Source organism: Rhizobium sp. SVR5-9E, assembly GCF_056755095.1.
The window spans coordinates 12,834-32,131 of the sequence record NZ_JBNDHS010000013.1 but is presented as its reverse complement, the minus strand read 5'-3'; the positions used below and the strand labels follow the sequence as shown (position 1 = coordinate 32,131).

The 19,298-nt window shown below is 60.8% G+C and carries 19 protein-coding genes; 5 read left to right on the top strand and 14 right to left on the bottom strand.

What is annotated here, in order from left to right:
• The first annotated feature begins 37 nt into the window (after positions 1–37).
• Positions 38–964 (top strand): carbohydrate kinase family protein, encoded by a 927-nt coding sequence (locus ACPYOJ_RS09225; RefSeq protein WP_481415973.1) that lies wholly within the window; start codon positions 38–40, stop codon positions 962–964.
• Positions 965–967: 3 nt separating this feature from the next.
• Here the strand turns inward: ACPYOJ_RS09225 and ACPYOJ_RS09220 are convergent, their stop codons facing one another.
• Positions 968–1,771, bottom strand: coding sequence for an alpha/beta fold hydrolase (locus ACPYOJ_RS09220; RefSeq protein WP_481415972.1), 804 nt, complete (start codon positions 1,769–1,771; stop codon positions 968–970).
• 253 nt (positions 1,772–2,024) lie between these two features.
• Between ACPYOJ_RS09220 and ACPYOJ_RS09215 the strand changes: the two genes are divergently transcribed.
• Positions 2,025–2,939, top strand: coding sequence for a DMT family transporter (locus ACPYOJ_RS09215; RefSeq protein WP_481415971.1), 915 nt, complete (start codon positions 2,025–2,027; stop codon positions 2,937–2,939).
• Positions 2,940–2,964: 25 nt separating this feature from the next.
• Here ACPYOJ_RS09215 and ACPYOJ_RS09210 read toward each other — a convergent pair whose 3' ends face one another.
• The 3 genes from ACPYOJ_RS09210 to ACPYOJ_RS09200 all read right to left on the bottom strand — a co-directional run bounded on the left by ACPYOJ_RS09210 (position 2,965) and on the right by ACPYOJ_RS09200 (position 6,950).
• Positions 2,965–3,486, bottom strand: coding sequence for a VOC family protein (locus ACPYOJ_RS09210; RefSeq protein ID WP_481415970.1), 522 nt, complete (start codon positions 3,484–3,486; stop codon positions 2,965–2,967).
• Positions 3,486–5,111, bottom strand: coding sequence for a glucose-6-phosphate isomerase (pgi, locus tag ACPYOJ_RS09205; protein ID WP_481415969.1), 1,626 nt, complete (start codon positions 5,109–5,111; stop codon positions 3,486–3,488). Before pgi ends, ACPYOJ_RS09210 begins: the two co-directional genes overlap by 1 nt.
• Before the next feature lie 138 nt (positions 5,112–5,249).
• Entirely contained in the window at positions 5,250–6,950 is a 1,701-nt protein-coding gene (locus tag ACPYOJ_RS09200) for a long-chain-fatty-acid--CoA ligase (protein WP_481415968.1), read from the bottom strand.
• 237 nt (positions 6,951–7,187) lie between these two features.
• Here ACPYOJ_RS09200 and ACPYOJ_RS09195 point away from each other — a divergent pair, with 237 nt between their 5' ends.
• Positions 7,188–7,580 (top strand): PRC-barrel domain-containing protein, encoded by a 393-nt coding sequence (locus tag ACPYOJ_RS09195; protein ID WP_481415967.1) that lies wholly within the window; start codon positions 7,188–7,190, stop codon positions 7,578–7,580.
• A gap of 66 nt (positions 7,581–7,646) precedes the next feature.
• On the opposite strand, the gene ACPYOJ_RS09190 is transcribed toward ACPYOJ_RS09195, so the two are convergent.
• From ACPYOJ_RS09190 to ACPYOJ_RS09165, 6 genes are all read right to left on the bottom strand, one after another.
• Entirely contained in the window at positions 7,647–8,042 is a 396-nt protein-coding gene (locus ACPYOJ_RS09190) for a VOC family protein (protein ID WP_481415966.1), read from the bottom strand.
• A gap of 46 nt (positions 8,043–8,088) precedes the next feature.
• A complete protein-coding gene (locus tag ACPYOJ_RS09185) occupies positions 8,089–8,838 on the bottom strand; it encodes an ABC transporter permease (RefSeq protein ID WP_481415965.1) in 750 nt (249 codons plus the stop codon).
• The gene (locus tag ACPYOJ_RS09180; RefSeq protein ID WP_481415964.1) at positions 8,835–9,779 is read right to left on the bottom strand and encodes an ABC transporter ATP-binding protein; all 945 of its coding nucleotides are present in this window, start codon (positions 9,777–9,779) and stop codon (positions 8,835–8,837) included. The genes ACPYOJ_RS09185 and ACPYOJ_RS09180 overlap by 4 nt, the downstream gene beginning before the upstream one ends.
• Positions 9,776–10,942, bottom strand: coding sequence for an ABC transporter permease (locus tag ACPYOJ_RS09175; protein ID WP_481415963.1), 1,167 nt, complete (start codon positions 10,940–10,942; stop codon positions 9,776–9,778). Before ACPYOJ_RS09175 ends, ACPYOJ_RS09180 begins: the two co-directional genes overlap by 4 nt.
• A gap of 58 nt (positions 10,943–11,000) precedes the next feature.
• Positions 11,001–11,909, bottom strand: coding sequence for a glycine betaine ABC transporter substrate-binding protein OsmF (gene osmF, locus ACPYOJ_RS09170; RefSeq protein ID WP_481415962.1), 909 nt, complete (start codon positions 11,907–11,909; stop codon positions 11,001–11,003).
• A gap of 95 nt (positions 11,910–12,004) precedes the next feature.
• Positions 12,005–12,325, bottom strand: a complete 321-nt coding sequence (locus ACPYOJ_RS09165; protein ID WP_481415961.1) for a hypothetical protein — start codon at positions 12,323–12,325, stop codon at positions 12,005–12,007.
• Between ACPYOJ_RS09165 and ACPYOJ_RS09160 the strand changes: the two genes are divergently transcribed.
• Complete coding sequence (locus ACPYOJ_RS09160) at positions 12,325–13,536, top strand: LysR family transcriptional regulator (protein WP_481415960.1); 1,212 nt, start codon at positions 12,325–12,327, stop codon at positions 13,534–13,536. The two genes, ACPYOJ_RS09165 and ACPYOJ_RS09160, sit on opposite strands and share 1 nt — an antisense overlap.
• A 33-nt stretch (positions 13,537–13,569) precedes the next feature.
• On the top strand, positions 13,570–14,292 hold the full coding sequence (locus ACPYOJ_RS09155; RefSeq protein WP_481415959.1) for a copper homeostasis protein CutC: 723 nt from the start codon (positions 13,570–13,572) through the stop codon (positions 14,290–14,292).
• Between the two features lie 5 nt (positions 14,293–14,297).
• Here the strand turns inward: ACPYOJ_RS09155 and ACPYOJ_RS09150 are convergent, their stop codons facing one another.
• The 4 genes from ACPYOJ_RS09150 to ACPYOJ_RS09135 all read right to left on the bottom strand — a co-directional run bounded on the left by ACPYOJ_RS09150 (position 14,298) and on the right by ACPYOJ_RS09135 (position 19,046).
• Positions 14,298–15,317 carry a zinc-binding alcohol dehydrogenase family protein gene (locus tag ACPYOJ_RS09150; protein WP_481415958.1) on the bottom strand — a complete coding sequence of 340 codons (1,020 nt, stop codon included), beginning with the start codon at positions 15,315–15,317 and terminating at the stop codon, positions 14,298–14,300.
• Positions 15,318–15,380: 63 nt separating this feature from the next.
• Entirely contained in the window at positions 15,381–16,355 is a 975-nt protein-coding gene (locus ACPYOJ_RS09145; protein ID WP_481415957.1) for an ABC transporter permease, read from the bottom strand.
• A 25-nt stretch (positions 16,356–16,380) separates the two neighbouring features.
• The gene (locus ACPYOJ_RS09140; RefSeq protein ID WP_481415956.1) at positions 16,381–17,931 is read right to left on the bottom strand and encodes a sugar ABC transporter ATP-binding protein; all 1,551 of its coding nucleotides are present in this window, start codon (positions 17,929–17,931) and stop codon (positions 16,381–16,383) included.
• A gap of 128 nt (positions 17,932–18,059) precedes the next feature.
• A complete protein-coding gene (locus ACPYOJ_RS09135) occupies positions 18,060–19,046 on the bottom strand; it encodes a substrate-binding domain-containing protein (RefSeq protein WP_481415955.1) in 987 nt (328 codons plus the stop codon).
• Positions 19,047–19,298: the final 252 nt, after the last annotated feature.

Here is a 19,298-nt window from a genome sequence, read left to right as displayed (position 1 = left end):
TTGAACATCCAAATTCGCAAATGCCTGGGAGGTCGGAATGATTTTGTGCTGTGGCGAAGCGTTGATTGACATGCTGCCGCGGGAAACGACGCTCGGCGAGCAGGGCTTTGCGCCCTATGCCGGCGGCGCGATCTTCAACACGGCGATTGCGCTTGGCAGGCTCGGCGTGCCGACCGCCTTCTTCACCGGCATTGCCGACGACATGATGGGCGAAATCCTGCTCGACACGCTGAAGGCGAGCAATGTCGATTACAGCCTCTGCGCCATCACGCCGCGCCCTTCGACGATCGCCTTCGTCAAGCTCGTCAACGGTCAGGCCACCTATGCGTTCTATGACGAAGGCACGGCAGGCCGCATGATCACGACGGAGGACCTCCCGTCGCTTGGCGACGATTGCGAGGCGCTGCACTTCGGTGCCATCAGCTTGATCCCGAGCCCCAGCGGCGAAACCTATGAGGCGCTGCTTAACCGGGAGGCGGAAAAGCGCATCATTTCGCTCGACCCGAACATTCGCCCCGGCTTCATCAAGAACAAGGAAGCCCACATGGCGCGCATCAAGCGCATGGCGGCTAAATCCGACATTCTGAAATTCTCCGACGAAGATCTCGCATGGTTCGGCCTCGAAGGCAGCCATGACGATCTGGCGGCCTTCTGGCTGAAGCAGGGTGCCAAGCTCGTCGTCATCACCAAGGGCGCGGAAGGCGCTGAGGGCTACACGAAGGACCGCAAGGTTGCGGTTCCGAGCCAGCGCGTAACGGTCGTTGATACGGTCGGTGCAGGCGACACCTTCGACGCAGGCATTCTCGCTTCGCTGAAGAGGGACAATCTGCTGACCAAAACCCAAGTCGCCTCTCTCGACGAGAAAGCGCTGCATAATGCGTTGTCTCTCGGCGCCAAGGCGGCGGCCGTCACCGTCTCCCGTGCTGGCGCAAACCCGCCATGGGCGCGCGAAATCGGTCTCTGAACCTCAACCGAGTCTATCGAGAAACCCGAGCACTTCACGGTTGAACAGTTCGGGTCGCTGCAGCGGTGCGAAGTGGCTGACGCCGGGCATGAGAATGAGCTCGGCGTCGGGGATGTTCCGCGCCAGATAATCCGCATGCTCGCGGCGGATGAATTCATCCTTTTCCCCTAGCGCAATCGCAACCGGGACCCTGATGCCTTGGAGCTGCTCCGCAGTATAGTTCGGTTCGCTCTGCATCATCTTCGTCACATCGGCGACAAAGGCGTCGAACCCGTTAGGCGTTGCGGAAAGCGCCAGATAATCCTTACGGTGCCGGCTGAAGCAACGGTCGATAACCGGTGTCGGCTTGAACTCGAAGGTGCCGCTCGGATCCATGTTGCAGGCGAAGAAGAAGACGCCGAAGACCCGCTCCGGATGCTTGTCGGCAAGGATCAAGGCCGTGCAGGCGCCATCGCTCCAGCCGACGAGCGCAGCCGTTTGAAGCCTCAGGTGATCCATGACGGCGAGGACGTCCGATGCCATCCGTTCATAGCTGAACGACCGTTCGTCGCGGGTGCTGCGCCCATGCCCGCGGCTGTCGATAAGGATCACCTGCCGGCCGGAATTCACGAGAGCTGGAAGCTGATAGCCCCAGTTTCCGGCATTGCCGAGCCCGCCATGCAGCAAGATGACAGCCGGGCCGGAGCCATAGGCGGCATGCCAGATCCCGGCACCATCGTTTTCGACGAAGCCGTCGCGGTCAGCCACCGGCAACGGCGCCGCACCGTGCGCCTCGAAGCTAACGAGTTCGTCGTCCGTCACGTTCATTCGACCTCTCCTGAAAGCAATTTACATGAAGACGAATTGTGAGGCCGCATTTCGACATTGGCCAGACGAAATGCCATTCGGCAGCTGATAGGAGTCCGATTGACTGGCAACGATTCGGGGCGCTGGATAAGGGCGAACGCGTCGTCACCCGGTCGATCCCCGGCGCATTCGGGACGTTGGAAGCCATCCGCCTTGCAATATTGTCAAAAGCGGGTAAAGGCCGACCGAAATGGCCTGATTGGGAGGAAACATCGTGAACGTTCGCGCGACCGGCGCCGCCGGCAATGCGGTGCTCGCCGGGGTCCTCCTGATGCTCCTCGGCGACTTCCTGTTCTCGCTGAATGATGCGATGGGCAAGTGGCTGGTTGCGAGCTTCTCTGTCGGCCAGGTTTTGGTAGTGCGGTCGCTCGGCTCCTTTGTCATTCTGGGGCCGATGATCGTCGCGCAGGGAACCGCCGCGCTCGTTCGCGTGGAGCGTCCTCCACTGCACGTCCTTCGCGTGGTGCTGACGACCGCGGATGTCGCATTCTTCTATGCCGCGGTTGCCTATCTCCCGCTTGCCGATGTCATGACATTCTACATGGCCGGTCCCATCTATGTGGCGGCTCTCTCGCATTTCTTTCTGGGCGAGACGATTGGCTGGCGCCGCTGGCTCGCTGTCATCCTTGGTTTCGTCGGGGTTGTCATTGCGCTGCGACCCTCGTCGGCGATGTTGTCCTGGCCCTCGGTCTTCGGTCTTGTCGGAAGCCTGTCCTTCGCGCTGACGCTCGTCCTTAGCCGACGCTTGCGTCAGACGAGTGATGTCACGCTCGTGACCTGGCAGACTGTCGCGGCCTTGGTTGCCGGCCTGGCCTTGAGCATCGGGAACTGGCGCGCGGTTTCTGCCCTCGATTTTGCGGCTATGCTGGCGCTCGGCATCGTTGCCGGCAGCGCGCATATGATGATCACCCGATCGCTCAAGCTCGCCCCGGCCTCGCTGCTGGCACCGCTGCAATACAGCCTGCTGCTATGGGCGATCCTCCTGGGCTATCTCTTCTTCGGCGATTTGCCGGACAGCCAAATCCTGGTGGGATCCGCCGTGATCGTCCTCGCCGGCCTCTTCATTTTCCATCGGAAGAACCTGGTCGCGAATGTTCCCAAAGACGACGTCCCGCCCGACGGGCACTGATGGAAGGAGGGTAAGAACAAAAAACTTATGGCGCAGCACCCTGCGCTTCGAATCCAATCAGCACATCATCAGCCAAGTCCATAGGCTTCTCCTGCTTACCTTCCAATGTGAGATGATCAGGTGGTTCGGCTTTCGACGGCTTCAAGCGAAAGACTATCGTCGCCATTCGGCATTTTTGAAGGGCGATCCGATAGCCATCGGGATCTTCGAATGTTCGCCCGGTAACGTCCCAGTAAGGATTGTAGGACATGACGGCGGAAAAGCCGGCATCAGTCATCCTTCCGATGGCCATCTCCCATGTGGATCGAATGGGTACATAAAATACGAGAAGATTGTCTGCTGTGGGTGCGCGACCGACAGTATGGCCGCGGTGATGCGTGAATTCAAAGTGGTAAGGCCACAGTGGATGGCCAAGGACCAAACCGTCAAAGCCGCTATGGTCCTCGAATGAAACGAGTTCGACAAAACCAAGCCCCGCCTCATAGAAGGGGCGGAGCCGGCTTATGTCATCCGTCGGACGCGCGATCCGAAGAACGGGAACATCCATTACTTCGCGAGCTTGGCCAGCGCGGCAACGAGGCCCTGCGTCGAGGAATCGTGGCCCGCGGCGCTTTCCTTGCCTTCGATGACCGGCAGAAGGCCGGTCGCGAGTTCCTTGCCGAGCTCGACGCCCCACTGGTCGAAGGAGTTGATCCGGAAGAGCACGCCCTCGACGAAAACGCGGTGCTCATAGAGCGCAATTAGGCGGCCGAGCGCATAGGGCGTCAGCTTGTCATAGACGAAAGTGATCGACGGGCGGTTGCCGGTGAAGACGCGGTGCGGCGCGATGAAGTCGGCCTTCTTGTCGTCCATGCCCTTGTCAGTCAGCTGCTTCTTGGCCTCCTCGAAGGTGCGGCCCTTCATCAGCGCTTCCGACTGGGCAAGCACGTTTGCCATCAGAAGCTGGTGCTGGTGGCGAAGTTCCGGCTCGAAGGCGTTGGCGGCAATCATGAATTCTGCCGGGATGATGCTCGTGCCCTGATGGATGAGCTGGTAGAAAGCATGCTGGCCGTTGGTGCCCGGCTCGCCCCAGACGACCGGGCCGGAATTGCCCTCGACCGGTGTGCCGTCGATCGTGACACCCTTGCCGTTCGATTCCATGTCGAGCTGCTGCAGGTAGGCCGGGAAGCGCGACAGGCGCTGGTCGTAGGGCAGGATCGCGCGGGTCGGATAACCGAGCACGTTGCGGTGGTAGAAGCCGATCAGGCCAAGCAGCATCGGCAGGTTTTCGGCAACCGGTGCCTTACGGAAATGATTGTCGACGGCATGGGCGCCGTCGAGGAACTTGCCGAAGTTTTCCGGTCCGATCGCGATCATCAGCGGCAGGCCGATCGCCGACCAGATCGAGTAGCGGCCGCCGACCCAATCCCAGAAGCCGAAAACGCGTTCGCTCCCGATGCCGAAGGCGGCGACCTTGTCGAGCGCCGTCGATACGGCCGCGAAATGATGCTGCACGGCCGCTTCGCCGAGCGCCTTGGCGATGAAATTGCGCGCCGTCTGTGCGTTCGTCATCGTCTCGACGGTCGTGAAAGTCTTCGAAGCGATGATGAAAAGCGTCGTTTCCGGCTGCACGAGCTTCAGGGTATCGGCGATGTGTGCGCCATCGATGTTGGAAACGAAATGTGCGCGCGGACCGTCATGGAAGGGTGCCAGGGCAAGCGTCGCCATCACGGGGCCGAGGTCCGAACCACCGATGCCGATATTGACGACGTCGGTGATCTTCTTGCCGGTCGCGCCCTTTAGCGCCCCAGAGCGGATGCCGTCGGCGAACTTGCCCATGGCGGCCAGTACGGCGTTCACCTCAGGCATGACATCCTTGCCGTCCACCAATACGGGCGTATTGGAGCGGTTGCGCAGCGCGGTGTGCAGGACAGCGCGGTTTTCGGTGAAGTTGATCGCCTTGCCGGAGAACATCTCTTCGCGCTTCTTCTCGACACCGCCTTCTTCTGCGAGCTTGACGAGAAGCGCCAGGATTTCATCGTTCACGGCGGTCTTCGAATAGTCCATCAGAAGGTCGTCGAGGGAGGTGGTAAAGCGCGAGAAACGCTTGGGATCGGCGGCAAAGGCGGCGCGAAGATCGGTTGCCTTGGTGGCGGCCGCGGTGCTCTTCAATTGTTCGACGATGGCTTTCATGGGAAGCTCCTTTGCAGGGCGTGAGGGTCGCGAAAACTATTCGCTTTGTAGGGCGCAAATCAAGTTCGGCGACCGCCGCAATGCAAAAAAGCCACCCGCACCAGGCGGATGGCTTCAAATTTCACGCAACTGTCAAAATCAGCCGCGCAGGTCTTTCCGGAGAATCTTGCCGACCGGCGATTTCGGCAGTTCGGCGCGGAACTCGATGAAGCGAGGACGCTTGTAGTTCGTGAGGTTGGCAGCGCAATGGGCCCTCACGTCTGCCTCGGTCAGCGCCGGGTCCTTCTTGACCACGAAGAGTTTCACCGCCTCACCGGAATGGCCATCCGGCACGCCGACGGCGGCGGCCTCGACGATGCCCGGATGCATGGCAGCGACTTCCTCGACCTCGTTCGGATAGACGTTGAAGCCGGAAACCAGGATCATATCCTTCTTGCGGTCGACGATCTTGGTGTAGCCGCGCTCATCCATGAAGCCCATGTCGCCGCTGCGGAAAAAGCCATCCGGTGTCATCACCTTCGCGGTCTCCTCCGGCTTCTGCCAGTAGCCCGCCATCACCTGCGGGCCTCGGATGCAGATTTCGCCGATCTCGCCGAGCGGCAGGGAATTGCCGTCCTCGTCGCGAATGTCGATCTCCGTGGATGGGATCGGCAGGCCGATGGAGCCTGTGAATTCCGCAGAATCGAAGCGGTTGGCGGTCGCAACGGGCGAGGTCTCGGAGAGGCCATAGCCTTCGGTGATGTGCGAGCCCGTCATCTTCAGCCAGCGTTCGGCGACCGGACGCTGCACCGCCATTCCGCCGCCGAGCGACATGATCAGCGAGGAAAAGTCGAGCTTGGCAAAATCGGCATTGTTCATCAGCGCGTTGAATAGCGTGTTGAGGCCGGGGAAGATATGCACGTTGGACTTGCCGAATTCCTTGACGAAGCCGCGGATATCGCGCGGGTTGGCGACCAGGATATTGTGTGCGCCGAGCGACATGCCCATCAGCGAATTCACCGTCAGCGCGAAGATGTGATAGAGCGGCAGGGCGCACATGAAGTTCAGAACGTCGGGCTGCTTCTTGAGCTCGAAGGCGGATCTCAGCCAGAGCTGCAGCTGCAGCTTGTTGGCAAGAAGGTTCCGATGCGTCAGCACAGCGCCCTTGGCGACCCCTGTCGTGCCGCCGGTATATTGAAGGAAGGCGATATCGCCGGCCTTGATGGCTGCCGGCTGCAGCGTCCTGCCTGCGCCTTCGCTGAGGATCTGCTTGAATGTCTTGTGCTGCGGGATCGACCACGAGGGGACGAGCTTCTTCACCTTGCGAACGACGAAGTTGACGAGCACCCCCTTTGCGCCCAGCATCTCGCCGAGAGCGGTCACGACGACGTGGCGCACATCGGTCTTTGCAAGCACCTGCTCGACAGTACGGGCGAAGTTTTCCAACACGAACAGCGCCTTGGCACCTGAATCGCGCAGCTGATGCTCCAGTTCGCGCGGCGTATAGAGCGGGTTGACGTTCACGACGACAAGGCCAGCGCGCAATATGCCATAAACCGCGATCGGGTTCTGCAGCACGTTCGGCATCATCACGGCGACTCGATCACCCTTTTGAAGCCCGATGCTTTGCAGCCAGGCGGCAACCTTGCGCGTCTGCCGCTCCAACTCGCGGTAGGTGAGCGTTTTGCCCATACTGGAGAAAGCGATGCGGTTGGCGTAGTCCTTGCACGATTTTTCCAGCAGTTCCGCCAGCGACTCATGTTCCAGCGGCGGCAGCTCGGCGGGAACGATCGCCGGATATGTGGCAAGCCAAGGCTTTTTTGGCTGAGCGCCGCTCGGATGGACGGAACTGTTGCTCATCGTGTCTCTCTCCCCTGGCCGTCCACGGATCCCGGTCTGCTGCTGCCGACCGGATGATCCTCCATCTTCCGATCGTCAGCTTATGCCATTGCCTGAGTGGATCAAGCTCAGATTGGAATTACACTGACTTTGACGTAAACGTCAATAAAGGCGCTGTATGCTGGCGATGAAAACCGGAACTTTGGGTCTGAAGGGGCGTTATCACAGCGAGGAATGCAACGAAGAGGAGCTGCATAGATGCTTAACGAGGACAGCAATGTCAGCCGCCGCGACCCCAACGTCACAGACACCCCGTCGCTGATCGCAAGCGACCGTGTTGAAGGTACTCGCGTTTATGGCGCTGATGGCAAGCACATTGGCTCGATCGAGCGCCTGATCATCGGGAAGCAGGATGGCCGCGTGGCATACGCCGTGCTCAGTTTTGGCGGCTTCCTGGGTATCGGCAATGACTATTATCCGCTGCCTTGGGAAAAACTGACCTACGACACCCAACTTGACGGCTACCGTATCGATCTCACGAAGGAAGAAATCGAAGGTGCGCCAAGCTATGCGGACGATGACGACAGCTGGTACAATGACAATGGCCGCCGCGTCTATGATTATTACGGTGTGCCACCCTACTGGATGTAACGTCGTTCGCGAGGACGAGCCGGAAAGGGCCCCGCCGCTGGTGGGGCCTTTTTGGTGCGCTGACCGCTACTGAAAACGGCCGTGGCGCTGCAGGATTTCGATCTTGTAACCGTCGGGATCCGTAATGAAGAAGAACAGGCCGAAGAGCTTGCCGTCGCGATTGAGTTCAACAAGATTGCCGGGGTTGAGGCCCGCCTTGGTCAGCCGCTCGTGTTCGATAGCAACTTCATCCACCGAGACCGCGAGATGGCCATAGCCGTCGCCGAGATTGTAGGGCACGGTTCGGCCCTTGTTGACCGTCAGCTCGAGCTCGAAGCCGGTCTCGGCATTGCTCATGTAAATCAGCGTGAAGGTTTCGAAATCGACCCGGTCGGCAACCGTCAGCCCGAAGACCCTGTTATAGAAACTAACCGATCGCGCCTCGTCGACAACGCGAATCATGGAGTGGATCATCTTTGCCAAGGGTGCCTCCCATTGCCGTGTCACGGCAGCCTTGGTAGCCGCCGGATCAGGCGGGGTGCAAGCCAATTCTGCGCGTGATCGCGCTTTCGACCAGACCCATTGCGTCATAGATCAGCACGGCCATCAGGCCAACGATGAGGCCGCCCTGCAAGATGAAGGCGGTATTGTCGGAGATCAGCCCGGCGATAATGACTTCGCCGAGCCCCTTTGCCGCAACCGTGGAGCCGATCGTCGCGGTGCCGATATTGATGACGGTTGCGACCTTAAGGCCCTCCAGGATGAGCGGCAGCGCCAGCGGTAGCTCGACCCGGAAGAGCCGTTGCGTGGCGTTCATCCCCATGCCGTCGGCGGCATCGAGTACGGACGCTGAAACCTGCCGAAGTCCGGATACGGTATTCTCGAAGATCGGCAACAGGCCGTAGAGAAAGAGAGCGATCAGCGTTGGCGCGGCGCCGAAGCCCGTTGCGGGAACGGCAAGCGCCAGCACGGCGACAGGCGGGAAGGTTTGCCCGGCATTGGCAATCGCACGCGACAACGGCAGGAAATCCTCGCCGCTTTTCCGCGTGACGAAAACGCCGGCGAGGACCGCCAGAACGGCACTGCCGACGATCGAGGTCACCACAAGCTCCAGGTGGCCGAAGGCAAGCGAGGGCAAACTGTTTTGGGTATAGATTGGCGGCGCGTTGTTGCTTGTCAGCGGGACCAGGATGAAAGACAGCCACTCCGTCCTGAAAAGCAGGATGAGAAGCAGCACCAGCGCCGCCACGCGGAAGAGATTGGCAACAACAAGCTTCATGCCTTGCGGCCCAGTTCGAGGAGCCGCGTCATGGAGATCGAGCCGACCGGAGCTTTGTTGGCGTCCTGCACCGCTGCCTCGTCGACCCCCTGCCAGATCATTTCCGCGAGCGCGTCTCTGAGGCTGAGCGATTGCGGCAGTGTATAGGGCAGACCGGTCTTGGCGGGCGCCATGCTTTCCTTGAGCGGCAGCAGCGACATCAGCTTCAAGGCCTTGTCGGAGGTGCCCGTCAGTTGCTGCACGAAGGGATCGGCCGGTTCGGTGAGGATCTTTTCCGGCGTCGAACATTGCAACAGCCTGCCGTTGCTCATGACCGCGATCTGGTCACCGAGATGGAAGGCCTCGTCCATGTCGTGGGTTACGAGAATGATGGTGGTGCCGAATTGCTTCTGGATCGCCAGAAGATCATCCTGCGCCTTGCCGCGGATGACTGGATCGAGCGCGCCGAAGGGCTCATCCATCAGCAAGAGTTCGGGCTCCGCGGCAAGCGCGCGGGCAACGCCGACGCGCTGCTGCTGGCCGCCGGAAAGCTGATGCGGATACTTGCCCGCAAAGGTCGCCGGGTCCAGGTTGAACAGCCCGAGCAAGTGGTCGACGCGCTTGGCGACGCGGCCAGCCTCCCAGCCCAGAAGTTCAGGGACCGTGGCGATGTTCTGCGCTACTGTCCGATGCGGAAAGAGACCATGGCCCTGGATCGCATAACCGATCTTGCGGCGGAGCTCCGTCGCTGGCACGTCCATGACGTTCTGTTCGGCAACGAAGATTTGCCCCTCGGTAATCGGCACCAGACGGTTGATCATCCGCATCAGCGTCGATTTGCCCGAACCGGAGGTGCCGACAATCACCGTAATCGAACCCTTCTCAACGCCCATCGAGACATTGTCGACGACGGCTGCGGCACCGTAGCGCTTGGTGACGTTTCTGATCTCGATCATGGTCATGCGGTCGGTTCCCGGATGCTGTCGATGACCGCATCGAGGATGACGGCCGATGAAAAGGCGAAGAAGACGGTTGGCACAGCGCCTAACATCACGAGGTCCATGGCTGTCTGGCCAAGGCCCTGGAAGATGAAGATGCCGAAACCGCCGCCGCCGATCAGCGCCGCGATGGTCACCAGGCCGATCGCCTGCACCAGCACGATGCGGATGCCGGTGAGAATGACCGGAAAGGCAAGCGGCATATCGATGCCCGTCAGGATCTGGCGGCGTGTCAGCCCCATGCCGGCCGCCGCATCCCGGACGGAAGGATCAACGCCCTCGAGACCGACGACGGTATTGGCGACGATCGGCAGCAGCGAATAGAGCACGAGGGCGATCAGCGCAGGCGCCGTCCCGATGCCGCGGATGCCGAGATCGGCTGCAAGCGGCACATGCGTCGCGAGATAGCCGAGCGGCAGCATCAGGATGCCGAAGAGCGCAAGGCTTGGAATGGTCTGGATCAGGCTGAGCCCTTGCAGCACGACGGCGCGAAGCTTGGGCACCCAGAAGCAGAGGATGCCAAGCGGCAGGCCGATCACGATGGCAATAGCGAGCGATCCCAAGGCAAGCAGCAGATGAGCGACGGCCTCGGACCAAAATTGCGCCGAGCGCGTTGCGAACTCTTTCATGATCGACAGGCTGTCCAGCAGACCGGAGTAAAGAAAGGCGGCAAGCAATGCCGTGTACGCGATCAGCGCCGCCACACGCATCCATGGTGTCAGCCGGATCTTGATGAGTGCGTCGGAAATGATGAGGCCGACAACCGCAAACAGGACCCAGAACCCGCCGCCCGGCGTCATGCGCGCCGCGTTGCTGTTGGGCGGCGTGAAGGCCGTGGCGATCAAGCCGATCGATGCAATCAAGGCGGCCAGAGCGAGTGTTGCGATCGCAAGCCGCAGCGTCGCGTTTCGGACGAAGAGGGTGGCAGATGCGGTGGCAACAAGCAGAATGGTGAGGATGACGACGGAGGGGTGGTCGAGAAGCTGCATGAGCAGCAACGGCTTGCCGGAGGCGATGCGGTTGGCCTTCACATAGATGAAGGGCAAAAGCGCTGTGCCAACGACGCCGGCAGTTACTAGAACCACGCCAAGCCGATCCAGTTTGCGGACCGCTAAGGTTTCTTCCATCGATCCATCCCTGCCCGGAAAGCGCTCCGCCCTGCGACGAGGGCGGAGCGTCGGCAAATTACTTGAGGAAGCCTTTTTCCTTCAGATAGCCTTCTGCGACGGATTTCGCCGGTTCGCCATCGACCTGGATCTTGGCGTTCAGCTTGCGGAGTTCGTCCGCCGTCAGGCTCTTGAAGATCGGAGCAAGGATTTCCTCGATCTTCGGGTTTGCCTTCAACACGGTCTCACGGACGATGGGCGTCGGCGCATAGACCTGCTGCACGCTCTGGTCGTCTTCGAGGACGGTGAGCTCGGCAGCCTCGATCGCACCGTCGGTGCCGTAAACCATGGCGGTGTTGACGCTGTTGGTCTGGTCGGCTGCGGCCTTGATCGTTGCGGCAGTGTCGCCGCCGGAAAGAACGACCATCTGGTCAGGCTTCAGTTGGAAGCCGTAGGTCTTTTGGAAAGCGGGGAGCGCACCGGCGGAGTTCACGAATTCGGAGGACGCTGCGAGCTTGACATCTCCGCCGCCGGCGACCCACTTGCCGAATTCCGACATGGTCTTGAGTTTGTTCGGGCCGGCGACGTCGTTGCGGATGCCGAGCGCCCAAGTGTTGTTGGCAGGCGAGGGTGTCAGCCAGACGATCTTGTTGGCGTCGTAATCGAGCTTCTTTGCAAGTTCGTAGCCTTGCTCGAGGTTTTTCCAGGCGGCATCATCCGGCTTGTTGAAGAAGAAGCCGGCATTGCCGGTATATTCCGGATAGATGTCGATTTCGCCGGCCGTGATCGCCTTGCGCACGACCGGTGTTGCGCCGAGCGCGATCCGGTCCTTCGTCTTGATGCCGTTGGCTTCCAGTGCAAGTACGATAACATTGCCGAGCAGCGTGCCTTCCGTGTCGATCTTCGACGAAACGACGACATCGGCAGCATGGGCCGCACCCGCCGCAAAAGCGGAAAGTGATACGGCGAGCGCGAGTTTCTTGAGCATGGCGTGTCCCTTTGTTAACACCAATTAACCCGTCGCGAGGGTCCGGGCGGGAACCTTCGCGCATAAAAGCCGCCGGCGAAAGCGCAAAGCCGCGATCACGCCGGACGTTCGAGCATCATGGAAATAGTGTGCACGCTCGAAAAATCGATGCAACCCTCTCCAGTATCTGCAGTCGCGGCGCGATTATGGCCGTGAAAGCATAGCCGCGCGTGGAATTGCATTTCCTTTTGCCGGGTCGCCGCGATTTGTTTTTGTTCCCTAGCGTGTTTCCACGACCTGCCGGTGCTCTTTTCCGTCGTTCCGCCCGGCAGTTGTACTTGACGGCGACGATAGGCCCGCTGGTCCCTGAGCAGGGATATCTTTTTTTGCGAACACAGCATATCGTCTGCTTTTTCAGTCACTTCCGGAGAACGCATTGCATCTCGGCGCCATCTTTGTTGCCAGCCACGTTCTCGCCTCGGGTTCGGTGCGAATGACCGCGCGGCGTTTTTCGCTCGCGGCTTCCACGGTCTCGGCAGCAGTCAGCAATCTTGAAAGCGAACTTGCAATCAAACTCACCGAACGCAGCTCGGGGGAACTGGTCAAGCTGATTGCGAGCGGCAAGGTGCGCGACGGACTGCAACCGATCATGCTCGCCGTCGAGCAACTCCGCGAATTGACGGGCGGGCCAGCCGAAACCTTCGAGAACTGGGCTTCACGAATCCCCATCAAGATCGTGACAATCGAGCGCTTTCTGGAAGTGGCGGATCAGGGCAGCATCAATCGGGCTGCACGGCGTCTTAGGCTTGGCCAGCCACAGCTTTCACTGCAGATCGCCAATCTTGAGAGGTTCGTCGGATATCCGCTGCTTCAACGTCAGGCGCACGGCTCTACGCTAACCGAAGAGGGGAGGCGGGCTTACGCCATCTTCTCGGCGATCAGCCAGGCCTGGAACGATCTCAAGTCGGCGGCTGACGAGCGCTATCGGCGTGCTGCGCATTCGCTGCGCATCGGATCGATCATTCCGACGGGCGCAGAAAGCTGGGTGGCGCGCTGCCTGGGCGCTCTGGTGGCCGATTGGAATACCGGGCGCAACAAGAACGCCATTTCCCTCATCTCCATGACCGCGGACGACCTGCGCGAGGCCCTGAAGTCGGGCCGCATCGACGTGGCGATTTTGGATTCCGTCTTCGAATTGGAGAGCTTCGGCCATCGGGAACTCCTGCGCACGGATCTGGTCGCAATCGCGCCGCAGGAAAGCACTGCGCTGACAGTTGCAGATCTCGTGGCCGAGCACCCGATATGTACGCCGAGCGAGCGAACCGGCCTGGGCGAGGCCGCAGCGGCGCTACGCCGCGAGCGAGCCGCAAGCCGGCGCTTTCGCAACCAGGATATTACGGCTGCCGATTCACTGCCGGTCATCGTGGATCTCGTCGCTAACCACGGCTACGTCTCTTTTCTCGGACGGGTCAGCGCGATGCCGATCGCCGATCGGGTGCGCATCGTCGAGCTCGCGGACCATATCCCGATCACCTATCATATCGCCTTCAACCACCGGAAGGCGTCGGCCGATGCCTGTGCGATGATCGCCGAGGCGGTGCGCAAAATCGTTTCCACACCTGTCGCGAAAGCCGTTTCCGTCGCTTAAAGAAGATGGCGGCGGGATGAAGGAGATTCGAAGATGCCGGTTTTGCTGGAAGTCTGCGTGGATAGCCCAAAAGGCCTCGCCGCCGCGATTAAGGGCGGCGCGGACCGAATCGAACTTTGCTCGGCACTCGAACTCGGTGGCTTGACGCCGGTTGCTGGCCTCATGAAGGCCGCTGCCGCTGCGCCGATCCCGGTTTACGCGATGATCCGTCCGCATGCCGGTCCCTTCATCTTCGACGCGGCGGATGAAGCTGCGATGATGGCAGATATCGATGCCGTCCATGCCTTCGGTCTCGAAGGTGTGGTCATCGGCGCCAACCGGCCGGATGGTACGCTCGACATGCCGCTGATCCAGCGCCTCAAGGCGCATGCCGCGGGCCTCGGCTCCACGCTGCACCGGGCCTTCGATCTGGTTCCGGATCCGGATGCGGCACTTCAGCAGGCGATCGAACTCGGCTGCGAGCGCATTCTCACCTCCGGCTGCACACCGAAGGCGATGGATGGCCTGGAGACATTGAAGCGGCTTTCGGCCAAGGCGGAGGGGCGGATTTCGATCATGCCGGGAAGCGGCGTGCGTCCATCCAATGCCGCCGAAATTCTGCGCGCTACCGGCGCCCGCGAAATTCACGGCTCCTGCAGTTCGCCGGTCGCGAGCCAAGACCCGCGCGCCGTCGCGTTCGGCTTCGAAGCGCCGGGTTCGAACCAGACGGATGCCGCCATCGTGCGGCAGATGCGCGCCGTCATCGACGCTATCTGAGGTCTCTACGCCGCAACCTTGATGACGGCCTTGATCAGGCCGGTTTTTTCATGGGCCCAGCGGGCGAGATTGCGCGGCGCATCGGCCAGCGTCGTGCGGTGGGTGATCAGCTTGTTGACCGGCACCAGGCCCTTTGCGATCGAATCCGCCACATGCTCGAAATCGGCGCGCGTCGCATTGCGGCTGCCGATCACCATCATTTCGCGCTTGTGGAACTCGGGATCGGAGAAGCGGATATCGTCCTTCACGACGCTGACCAGAACCAGCGCGCCGCCGTGAGCCACGAAATTGAAGGCCTGCTCCATCGAAGGGCCGAACCCTGTCGCATCGAAGACCACGTCGAAGCCGTCGCCATTGGTCTTCGCTTTCACTGCGTCTATCGTGTTATCGTTCGCGACAATGCCGGATGTGAAACCCAAAACCTCGGCCGCCATCTGCAGCCGTTCGGGGCTGGTGTCGAGCAACGTCACGTCATAGCCGGCAATCCGCGAAAAGATCGCAGCGCCGAGTCCGATCGGTCCGGCGCCGATGACGAGCGCGCGTGAACCCGCCGGTGCCATGGAACGGCGCACGGCGTGCGCGCCGATGGCAAGAAACTCAACCGTCGCGGCCGCTTCGAGGCTCAGCCCCTTCGCCGGATAGAGATTGCCAGCCGGAACGGTGATCTCTTCGCAGAAAGCTCCATCGGTGTGGACGCCGAGCACCTTGATATTCGTGCAGCAGTTCGGCTTGTCCTTAAGGCAGGCAACGCAGCTTCCGCAGGAAAGATAGGGATTGACGATCACAGGCGTTCCAGCGGCGATCGCAGCCCCGTCGCCACCTTCCAGCACGATTGCCGAGATCTCATGGCCCATGACGCGCGGATACTCGAGGAAGGGGTGCTTGCCTTCGAAGATATGATAATCGGTGCCGCAAATGCCGACATGGCTGACGGCAAGTCGAACCCAGCCGGGAGTGGGAATGCCGGGAGAGGGGCGCTCGACGATGTCGAGCACACCCGGTCTGTGGCAAAGCACTGCTTTCATGACGGATCTCGCATTCTGAACATGAGGAAGCCGGCTAGGCACCGGCTTCGCGATGTTTGTGCCTTACGGGCTCCGGCGGCGGCGTAACTGATCGAAATAGACGATCACGATAATCAGCAGGCCGGTGATGATACGCTGCCAGAACGAGTTGACGTTGAGCAGGTTCGCGCCGTTGTTGATCGTGGCCAGAATGAAGGCGCCGATCAGCGGTCCGTGCACGGTGCCGATCGCGCCGAACAGGCTGGTGCCGCCGATGACGGAAGAGGCAATCGCTTGCAGTTCCCATCCGTCTGCCTGGGTGGCGTTGCCGATCGCGATGCGCGAGGCAAGCAGGACGCCGACGAAGGCGGCAAAGGTCGCCGAGAGAATATAGGCCAGGTAGATGATGCCGTTCACCCGCACGCCCGAAAGGCGCGCCGCCTCGCGGTTGGAGCCAACCGCAAAGAGATAGCGGCCCCAGCGGCTCAGATGAAGGAAGATGTAAGATGGAACGGCGACAAGCACGACCATCCAGAACAGGCTCGGAACGCCGAGGAAGTCGGCGCGCGCGAAGTTCGTGAAGGGCTCGTTGACGATGTTGATCGTCGACCCATTGGTGATCAGCAGGCCGATGCCACGCAGCGAAGTCAGCGTCGCGAGCGTGATGATGAAGGGCGGCAGACCCATTTTGACGATGCCGAAGCCATGGAACGTCCCGATGCCGACGCCGATTAGCAGCGTTATCAGGATCGATGCCCAGACCGGCACACCTGCCTGCAGCAGCCAGGCGATGACGACGGTGCAGAACCCGACGATGGCGCCGACCGACAGGTCAATGCCGGCGGTGATGATCACGAAGGTTTGGCCAAGCGCCAGAATTGCCGTCATTGCGCCCTGCCGCAGCAGGTTCGAGATGTTGAGCGGCGTCCAGAAGCTGGCAGTGACGAAACCGAGCACGATCCAGAGGAAGAGCAGGAGCCCGATCAGAGTGAGCCCGAACAGGAAGCTCACCTTTCCGCGCGACGGCGGCGCGACGACTTCTGCAGGTGTTACGGTCATGGTTCTCTCCCTCCCATTCTTTTATTCAGACGCCGATCGCTTCGCTGAGCACTTCTTCGTGCGTCGCCGCCTGGTAGTCGTGGCTTGCGACCAGCCGTCCGCGACGGAAAACGTGCAGCCGGTCAGCGAGCTCGTAGACTTCCGGCAGATAGGACGAGATCAGGATGATGCCCGCACCCTCCTTCAGCAGCTTGGCGAACAGCCGGTAGATCTCCGCCTTGGTGCCGACGTCGACCCCGACCGTCGGCTCGTCGAAGATGAACAGGCGTGCGCCGTAGCTGAGCCACTTGCCGATGACCACCTTTTGCTGGTTTCCGCCTGACATGCTGGACACGAGGACGCGGCGGCTCGGCGTCTTGATCGACAGATCGCGGATCTGCCTGTCGGCGTTCTGCGATTCTTCGCTGTGGCTTATCACCGGACCTTTGCTCAGCTTTTTGAAGACCGGCAGGTTGATATTGAGCCCGATCGGCAGGTTGAGGCAGAGCCCCTGGTCGCGGCGGCTCTCTGGCGCGAGCGCGATCCCGAGCTCCATGGCCGTGCGTTCGTCCTTGATGTCGACCTTCTTGCCCATCCAGTGGATCTCACCGGTCGTCGTTTTCTCCCGGCCATAGAGACCGAGTGCGAACTCGCTGCGCCCGGCGCCGATCAATCCGTAAAGGCCGACGATTTGGCCAGCCTTGACCGAGAGCGATACATCCTCGAAACCGGGACCGGAAAGCCCGCGAACATCGAGGATCGTGTCGCCGATCGGGATAACTTCCTTGTGATAGATCTGCTCGATCGAGCGGTTGATCATCAGCGCGATCAGTTCCGCCTCGCTCGTTTCGCTGATATTGCGCGTGCCGACATGGGTGCCGTCGCGGAGCACCGAGACGCGGTCCGCAAGCTCGAACACTTCCTCCATGCGATGGCTGATGTAGACGATCGTGACGCCTTCGCCCTGCAGGCGGCGGATGAGCTTGAAAAGCTGCGCCGATTCCTGGCGCGTGAGGTAAGCCGTCGGCTCGTCGAAGATCAGGAACTGGGTGCCGCGCATGGCCGCGCGCGCCGTGGCGACAAGCTGCTGCTGCCCGATCGTGAGATCGCTGAGCAGCACGGCGGCCGGCAGGCCGAAACCGAGGTCGTCGAGGACAGCCTGAGCCATTCTCTCCATCTGCTTCTTGCGCATGAGGCCGTATTGGTTGACTTCGTCGCCGAGAAAGAGATTGGCCGCGACAGTCAGGTGTGGGCAGAGCACGACCTCCTGGTGGACGGCATTGATGCCCCGCGCAATCGCTTCGTTTGGCGTCGCCAGGGCGACCGGGTGGCCGCACCAGAGGATCTCGCCTGAGGTCCTGGTGATCACGCCAGTCAACAGCTTGATCAGCGTCGACTTGCCGGCACCATTTTCGCCGACGATCGCGTGAATTTCACCGGCCAGAAAGGTCATTGTCGCGGGCTTCAGCGCCTGGACGTAGCCGTAATTCTTCTGCAGTCCCTTGAGTTCGAGGATCGGGGAGCCTGCCGGAATGCGGTTTGCTTCCGTCTTCTTGACGCTGTCATCATGACGATGACTGACCTCTTCCAGGCTCATGGATTTCTCCTCCCATGGCACACGTTCCCGCCATCTCCACCCGGCCGGATGTGCATTCCTCACGGACCATAACACAGCTTGAGTGAGGGCCGCGCCGGATTTCGCCGGCGCGGCCCGCACCATTTGGATTACTTGACCTTCGGATTGATCAGCGCATCGATCTTCGGATCGTTCATGTTCGCCTTGGTGACGAGATTCGCGCCGGTATCGACCTTTTCTTCGACCTTCTCGCCCTTCGAAACGGCAAGCGCGGTCTTTATGCCGTCATAGCCCATGCGATAGGGGTCCTGCACGACGAGACCCGCCAGCGAGCCGTCCTTGAGGAAGCCTACCGTCTTGTCGTCGCTGTCAAAGGCGATGACCTTGATCTTGTCGCCGAGCTTGTTTTCTGCAATCGCCTGGCCGACGCCCTGTGCCAGGATCAGGTTCGAGGCAAAGACCCCGATGAGGTTCGGGTTGGCCGTAATCAGGTCGGTCATCATGTTGAGACCGGTCGTTGCCTGGCCGTCGCCATACTTGTCGGCAATGACCTTCAGGCCAGGATATTTGGTCTTCACTTGATCCAGGAAGCCTTCGCGGCGCTGCTCGAGCGAGCCGACGCCCGGAAGATTGGTGAGGATCACCACTTCGCCTTCTTCCTTGCCCGTCATTTCCTTGATCGCAGCAGCCAGACCATCGGCAGCGATGCGGCCGCCCTGAACGTTGTCGGTCGTCAGGAACGACTTGAAGGCCGTGGAATCGGCGGCGGAGTCGATACCGATGATCGGAACCGATTTGGCGGCTTCGTCGATCGGCTTGCCGAGAGCTTTGAATTCCGTCGGCGAAATCACGACCGCTGCAGGTTTGCCGGCGACGGCGTTCTCAAGAATGCTGATCTGGCCGTTGATGTCGGCTTCCGACTGCGCGCCGAGTTCCGGGACGTCGACGCCAAGATCCTTACCGGCCTTGCGGGCGCCGGCCAGAACGATCTGCCAGTAGAAGGACGTCGTGTCCTTGACGATGATCGGGATCGTCACGTCGGCGGCGAAGGATGGAATCGGCATTGCAGTTGCGATGACGGCAGCGCCCGCGAGAGCCGTGAAGGCTCGACGCGACAGAATGGATTTCATGCGCATGTGGGTTCTCCTCTCAGGTGCGTTCTCCTCCAGGAAACCTCTCGCGAACGCCAACGAGAGATTTTTATCGATAAAAAACATTTGGAAGCTAGCCGAGGCTGACCGGAATTGCAAGTCTGCGTCCGGCGCCTCTGGCTTTACTTCAGGCTGGGCTCATCCGGTCACTGACATGGGGTTGAGTCCATGTAACAGCCTGTGCCGGTTTCTCTCCTCGGATATCCTCCCTCACCGACGAAGACAGCTCACAGTAAG